At 64.5% G+C, this 6323-nt stretch carries 6 protein-coding genes; 2 read left to right on the top strand and 4 right to left on the bottom strand.

Going from position 1 to position 6323, the window contains the following annotated elements:
* The 3 genes from AB0N24_RS24135 to AB0N24_RS24125 all read right to left on the bottom strand — a co-directional run.
* Positions 1-314: aldehyde dehydrogenase family protein (locus AB0N24_RS24135; protein ID WP_364130110.1), on the bottom strand; the 314-nt coding region annotated here is incomplete at its 3' end.
* A gap of 73 nt (positions 315-387) precedes the next feature.
* Positions 388-510, bottom strand: a complete 123-nt coding sequence (locus AB0N24_RS24130) for a hypothetical protein (protein ID WP_364130108.1) — start codon at positions 508-510, stop codon at positions 388-390.
* Positions 511-572: 62 nt separating this feature from the next.
* Positions 573-812 carry a hypothetical protein gene (locus tag AB0N24_RS24125; RefSeq protein WP_364130105.1) on the bottom strand — a complete coding sequence of 80 codons (240 nt, stop codon included), beginning with the start codon at positions 810-812 and terminating at the stop codon, positions 573-575.
* Positions 813-1320: 508 nt separating this feature from the next.
* Here AB0N24_RS24125 and dapA point away from each other — a divergent pair.
* Positions 1321-2220: a 4-hydroxy-tetrahydrodipicolinate synthase gene (gene dapA / locus AB0N24_RS24120; RefSeq protein ID WP_364130102.1), complete on the top strand. Its 900-nt coding sequence runs from the start codon at positions 1321-1323 to the stop codon at positions 2218-2220.
* Positions 2221-2311: 91 nt separating this feature from the next.
* Entirely contained in the window at positions 2312-3823 is a 1512-nt protein-coding gene (locus AB0N24_RS24115) for an aldehyde dehydrogenase family protein (RefSeq protein WP_364130099.1), read from the top strand.
* Between the two features lie 79 nt (positions 3824-3902).
* Here AB0N24_RS24115 and AB0N24_RS24110 read toward each other — a convergent pair whose 3' ends face one another.
* Entirely contained in the window at positions 3903-6059 is a 2157-nt protein-coding gene (locus AB0N24_RS24110) for a glycogen debranching N-terminal domain-containing protein (protein ID WP_364130096.1), read from the bottom strand.
* Positions 6060-6323 lie beyond the last annotated feature (264 nt).

Here is a 6323-nt window from a genome sequence, read left to right as displayed (position 1 = left end):
CGGGCACGTTCGCCCTGCAGCCGGGCCGCGGGCAGGCCGGTCTCCTGTCCCGCGCGGATGATCAGCTCGTCGCCGATGGCCTCGATGTTGTCCGCAATGGCCTCGAGGAATGCGGCGTGTGTGTCCGGGTCCAGGCTGCTGAAAGACGCGTACGCCTCAGCGGCTGCAGCGGTGGCTGCCTTGAGCTGCTCTTCGGTGAGCAGGGTGTAGGCGGGTTCCAGCTGTTCGTTGCTGGCGGGGTTGAAGCCCGCAGCGGTCCCGTTGCGGCCGATGACCGGCTCTCCGGCGATGAGTGAATGTCCGTTAAGTCGCACTGTTTCTCCTGAACGTAGATATATCCCGGAGGGATGAAGCGCGTAGTGGGCACAGTACGCGGTGTCCGACGGATCACTGGCTTCCTCCCTCACTGCCCCATTGCTGGTGAGCCGGGCTGACTTTCAGCAGCTCAAGCTGTTGAATGGATTTCACATACTGAACGTCGTATTCAATTTTAGTTGTAATGCCGATCACTGTCAAAGCCTTCCTGCCGGCTTTGCCGCGTGGCGCGTCAAACGCTCTGGAGCGTTACCTGCCTATTCACCGAACATAAGGCTGGCAAGGAAGCGCTCGAGTTCCGGATTGGGAACGGTTGCCCCCTCGCTGCTCTCCGATTCCGCGGTCGGGAAGTAGAGGCCTTCCCAAGGGGAGCAGGTCATGCCGCCAGGTGCCTCGCATGAGGCGGGCGCCGCTGAACGCTGCGCCTGCCCGGTCGCCGAGGTCCTGCTGCCATTGCGGCCGAAGGAGATGGACAGAACGCTGTGGGCGATGGTCATGTGGGCTTCCTCTCTGAAGCAGTCCCTCTGGATGATGTGTGACTCGATCGAGGGTGAGACTTAATTTGAACGTCACGTTCAATGCATGAACGCTGATATGAGTATGCCACGCGTCACAATGTGCGCGCAAGGGGTTGGTTCCGTTCCCGTCCGGCGACGCCCCGCTACCTGCGGATGGGCTCCGGGTGCTTTGCGGGCGCGCCCTGCATTTCCGTTGGGTTTCGGCGGCATTTCCGGAGCGCATCAACCTGGCGCGGACTCGAAGACTCGTGGGAAAACCCTTGCGCGGCGGTGAACGCTAGGCAATAATTGATCGAAGCGTTCAGTAAATGAACGTCACTTCATTCCATCCCAAGGGGTTTGGCCCGCCGGGCAGCCTCCTCAGGGAGCGATAGCCACCGGCGGACTGAGTCCCAAGCCGCAGGAAACCCGGCGTGACGGCGCAAGTGAAACACACAGTCTCAACTCACTGCGCAGCCCGTCCCGCCACCAGCAGACAGGAAGCTTCATGTCCTCACAGCTCAGCGGTGTGCTCACCGCCCTCGCCACTCCATTTACCGCCGACGGCCTGATTGACGAGCCAAGACTGCGCCGCCTCGTGGACCGCTCCATCGACGGGGGAGTGGACGGCGTCGTGGCCTGCGGCTCCACCGGTGAGTTCGCGGCCCTCAGCACGGACGAACGTCGACTGGTCGTGGAGACAGTTGTGGGCCAGACGGCCGGGCGCGTGCCGGTCGTGGCGCAGACGGGGGCGACCAGCACCGCCGAAGCAATCCGTCTGTCCCGTCACGCGCAGGAATGCGGGGCCGACGTCCTTATGCTGATCGCCCCATACTACGAGCCGCTCTCACTTCCCGAGACCACCGGGTATTTCCGTGCCGTGGCCGAGGCTGTGGAGCTGCCTGTCATGCTCTACAACTACCCGTCAGCCACCGGAGTCAACCTCGACCCCGAAACAGTGGGAAAACTGGCCCGCGAGGTGGAGAACATCCGCTACATCAAGGACTCCAGCGGCGACATGGGCCAGGCCACCCAGCTCATCCACCGCCACCGCGAGCACATTACCACCATCATCGGAGCGGACAACCTGATCCTGGCCGCCCTGACGGAAGGGGCAACCGCGGTGATGGCCGGTACGGCCAATCTCGTGCCACGGGAGATCGTGGACGTCCACCGGGCCGTTGCCGCAGGTGACTTCGCCGCGGCAAGGGCCGAATGGAACCGCATCTACCCGCTGATCGACGCCATTCTCTCCGCGCCCTACGTGCCGGCCGTCAAGGCCGCCCTGGAAGTACTCGGCCTCCCTATCGGCAGCCCCCGCCGCCCTACCGCAGACCTCGCGCCTGAGTTCCTAACCCGCATCGAGGAGCTTGCAAGCGAACTCCAGCTGCAGGCAACCTACGCCTGAAGCCGGCCGCCACTGGTCCGGGTCCGCCCGGGCTGACGGCCACACCGCAGCAACCCTTTCACCATCTAGTAACAATGAGGAGAAACAGACTATGACGTCTACAGCAACAACCACCTCCGGTACCGTTCGACGTGCCGCTGAACCGTCCTCGCTTCTGCCCACCGACGCGCTGCCGCCGGGCCAGCACTTTATCGCCGGAGAGTTCCGGCCGGGTACCACCAACGAGACACAGTCCGTAGTCGACCCGAGTACGGAGGCCACCATCTGCGACGTGGCCCAAGGCACCGCTGCGGACGCCGACGCCGCCGTCCTCGCCGCCCTCGAGGCAAAGGAGGCCTGGGGCCGTACCCTGCCGAAGAAACGCGCGGAGATCCTTCTGGCCATCGCCGACCGTCTGGCCGAGAACGCCGACCTGCTAGCCCGGCTCGAAGCACTGAACACCGGCAAGCCCCTGATGGTGGCCGAGGACGACATCGCCGGGTCCATAGACTCGTTCCGCTTCATGGCCGGGGCAGCCCGTGCCACAACCTCCCTGGCAGCCGGGGAGTACGCCGAGGACCACTTGTCGGTCATTCTGCGCGAACCGCTGGGAGTCGTCGGGGTGGTGACCCCCTGGAACTACCCCCTTCTGATGGCGGCATGGAAAATCGCGCCCATTCTCGCAGCGGGCAACACGATCGTGCTCAAGCCCTCGGAACAGACACCACTTACCACGCTGAAATTCGCGGAACTGACTGCGGACCTCCTGCCGCCGGGCGTCTTTAACGTCGTCACCGGCCTCGGACCCGTAATCGGCGCACGCCTGGCCGAACACCCCAAGGTGGATATGATCGCGCTGACCGGCTCGGTCAACAGCGGACGGGCCGTGGCACGGGCGGCCGCGGAGACGGTCAAGCGCGTCCACCTGGAACTGGGAGGCAAGGCCCCGGTGGTTATCTTTGCCGACGCCGATCTGGCCGCAGCCGCCGAATCCCTGCGCGCTGCCGGATACTGGAACTCCGGACAGGAGTGCGGTGCCGGTTGCCGTGTGCTGGTCCACGAGTCCGTAGCCGAGCGCTTCACCGAGCTGCTCGTCGAGCAGGTGAGCACCCTGATCGTCGGTGAACCCACGGCCGGCGCCGAGATCGAAATGGGCCCGATGATCTCGAAGGCTCATTTCGAGCGCGTCCTGGGACACCTCGAGCGCGCCCAGGCCGCCGGAGCGAAGGCCGCCCTCGGCGGCGGCGCCCTGGAAGGAACAGGCTACTTCGTGGCACCGACGGTTCTCGTGGATGTTCCGGAGGGCGCCGCCTGCACGCTTGAAGAGATCTTCGGCCCCGTCATCACCGTCGAGACGTTCTCCACCGAAGACGAGGCTGTCAGCCGGGCCAACGAAGTGCCCTACGGGCTCGCCGCCTCGGCCTGGACGCTCAATCCGCAGCTGGGCCACGCCATGGCCTCACGTCTGGAGGCGGGCACTGTCTGGATCAACTCCCACCTGGTGCTGGCCAACGAAATGCCCTGGAGCGGTTTCAAAAGCTCAGGCTACGGTCGCGATCTGTCGGCCTATGCCTTGGACGACTACTCACGCACCAAGCACGTCATGCATAACAAGGCCAGGTAGCAAGCGGCACCCCTGACTGCCGCCGCTGACGCCCCTCCCCGGAGTGCCCTGCACAGGGGGAGGGGTGTCAGCGGCCGGTCTAGTCCTCGTCACCCAGCCCGGCTTGCTCCAACATTTCTGTCAGCCATGGCCGGTGTTCGCGGTGAAAAACTATTCCTTCGGGCAGCCCCTGCACGGAAGGTTCGGAACCCGTGATGTCGATGGTGATCCGGCCTGCCGCCATGGGCGCGTTGGTGATGTGCAGATCGCCGTATGACTCCGGGAGTACCGGATCCATCCAGAATCCGCCGCGGGAAATATGGGCGTCATACCGCATCAGACTCGTGACCAGCATGATCGGTGTGGTCGCGGCCCAGGCCTGCGGGGAGCATGCCGTCGGGTACGGCACGGGCTCGGCGACCCGGTCACGGCTGAAGCCGCAGAACAGTTCCGGGAGCCGGCCGTCGGTGTAATCGGCCGCCTCGAAGAGGGCCGTGGCGATCCGCTGGGCCTCGTTCACGAAGCCGTAGCGCATCAGACCGGCGGCGATGATCGCGTTGTCATGCGGCCAGACCGACCCGTTGTGGTAACTGGCGGGATTGTAGGCACCCATGTCGGATGCGAGAGTGCGTACGCCCCAGCCGCTGAACATCTCGGGGGACATCAGCCGCTCAGCCACCAGCGGTACCTTGTCCTCGTCGACGATGCCGTGCCACAGGCACTGGCCCATGTTGGACGCGCACGCGTCGACCTGCCGTTTCCTGCCGTCGAGTGCGATGGCGAAGTAGCCGCGGTCAGGCATCCAGAACTCTTCGTTGAACCTCTTCTTCAGCCGTGCCGCTTCGTCGGTGAGCCGGGCTGCCAAAGCCGTGTCGCCGGCGTCGTATGCCATCCATGCCCGGGACAGAAATGCGCTGTACGCCAGTGCCTGGGCTTCGCACAGTGCGATCGGGGGCTCGGCGAGCCGGCCGTCAGCGAAGTTGATGCCGTCCCAGGAGTCCTTCCAGCCTTGGTTGATGAGGCCCTGGTCGTTGAGGCGCTGATATTCGACGAATCCGTCACCGTCTTTGTCGCCGTATTTCCGGATCCAGTCCAGTGCGCGGTCGGCGTGGGGGAGCAGCGCAGCGATGATGTCCTTGGCAAAACCCCAGCGGCTGACCGAGGCGAGGGTCATCACGAACTGCGGTGTCGCGTCTACACTTCCGTAGTAGACGGACTTGCCGCCTAGGGAGAGCCCGCTGGAGACACCGAGCCTGACCTCGTGCAGGATCTTGCCCGGTTCCTCTTCGCTCATGGGATCCACCACACTGCCTTGCCGGTCAGCCAGCGTCTGCAGGGTGCCGAGTGCCAGGGAAGGGTCCACCGGTAACGCCATTTCCGAGGCCCAGAGTGAATCCCGGCCGAAGAGCGTCATGAACCACGGGGCGCCGGCGGCCACTACAATCCGCTCCGGATGGGCCGGATCTTCGATGCGAAGGGCGCCAAGGTCGTCGTAGCTGCGCCGCAGGGTCCGCTCGATGGAACGGTTGCCCATATGCAGTTTGGGAATCTTCGCGACCCATTCCTCGCGGCGGCGGTCGCTGGGAGATATCTCACCGCCAGCCGGACGAACAAACGGCGCCACCCGTCCGGTGCCGTCGACGGTGGGCACTACGGTCAGCCGGGCACTCCAGTGTCCATGCGGCGCGACGACCACCCGATAGGTCAGGGCGTCCGAGGTCACGTCGGCGCCGCCGGCGGTAACGACCACGCCCTTCCGGACGTTCTGCCAGACGGCTGTAATTGTCAGTGAGTCGCCGTCAGGTTGGCGGGATTCGTCCCAGAGCCGCTGGATGCGCGCCTCTTTGACTTCGAAGAGATCCGCGAAGTCCGATTCGACGTCGAGGGTGACCACGCATTCGGCATCGTCCGCGGAGTAGTTCCGGATGGTGATCTCCTCCAGGATGCCGGCACCGACTTCCCGCAGGCGCTCCACGATCAGGGGGCTGTCCGCGTACCCATCGGAGCGGGGAACGCGGCCAATGAACAGGGCCCGATAGGGTTCCTTTGTCGAGGCTGTCAGCGGTTCCAGAGATTGCCCATTAATTTCCAGGTTCCAGCGCGACAGGATGCGGGTGTCCTCATAGAAAGCCCCATGCGGATGTTCCGGGTGGATGTCTCCATTCGCTGAGGAAATACAGAAGGATGAACCCTCCACCAAAGTAACCGTGCCGGACCCCACGGGCCCCGCAGCCGTGTCGGCATTCCATCCAGCCATCCCCGCCTCCTTCAACGGCTCAAGAGCGGGGCGGCGGGATGCGACGCTGGGCCGAACCTTCGGTCGCCGCCTTACTCCGTTGGATAGACGCTACGCCTATACGCCCGTTGATAACAGGCACTGTGCCCGCGGGAAACACGTCGGTGGCCGAGGGACTATTTTCGGAGGGTATTTGCCTGCACCGGGACCCGAGCCTGCGGTTCCAGGAAAATCCGCTTTATCGGGAAGTTCCACGGTCTTGCCGTTTGGTTCTCCGCGGTTCAG

This window comes from Arthrobacter sp. NPDC093128 (assembly GCF_040683875.1).
Lineage (GTDB): Bacteria > Actinomycetota > Actinomycetes > Actinomycetales > Micrococcaceae > Arthrobacter.
This window is presented reverse-complemented; position numbering and strand designations above follow the sequence as displayed.

Coding starts and splice junctions, on each gene's coding strand:
- AB0N24_RS24125 (WP_364130105.1), bottom strand. CDS start 812: ATGACCATCGCCCACAGCGTTCTGTCCATCTCCTTCGGCCGCAATGGC.
- dapA (WP_364130102.1), top strand. CDS start 1,321: ATGTCCTCACAGCTCAGCGGTGTGCTCACCGCCCTCGCCACTCCATTT.
- AB0N24_RS24115 (WP_364130099.1), top strand. CDS start 2,312: ATGACGTCTACAGCAACAACCACCTCCGGTACCGTTCGACGTGCCGCT.
- AB0N24_RS24110 (WP_364130096.1), bottom strand. CDS start 6,059: ATGGCTGGATGGAATGCCGACACGGCTGCGGGGCCCGTGGGGTCCGGC.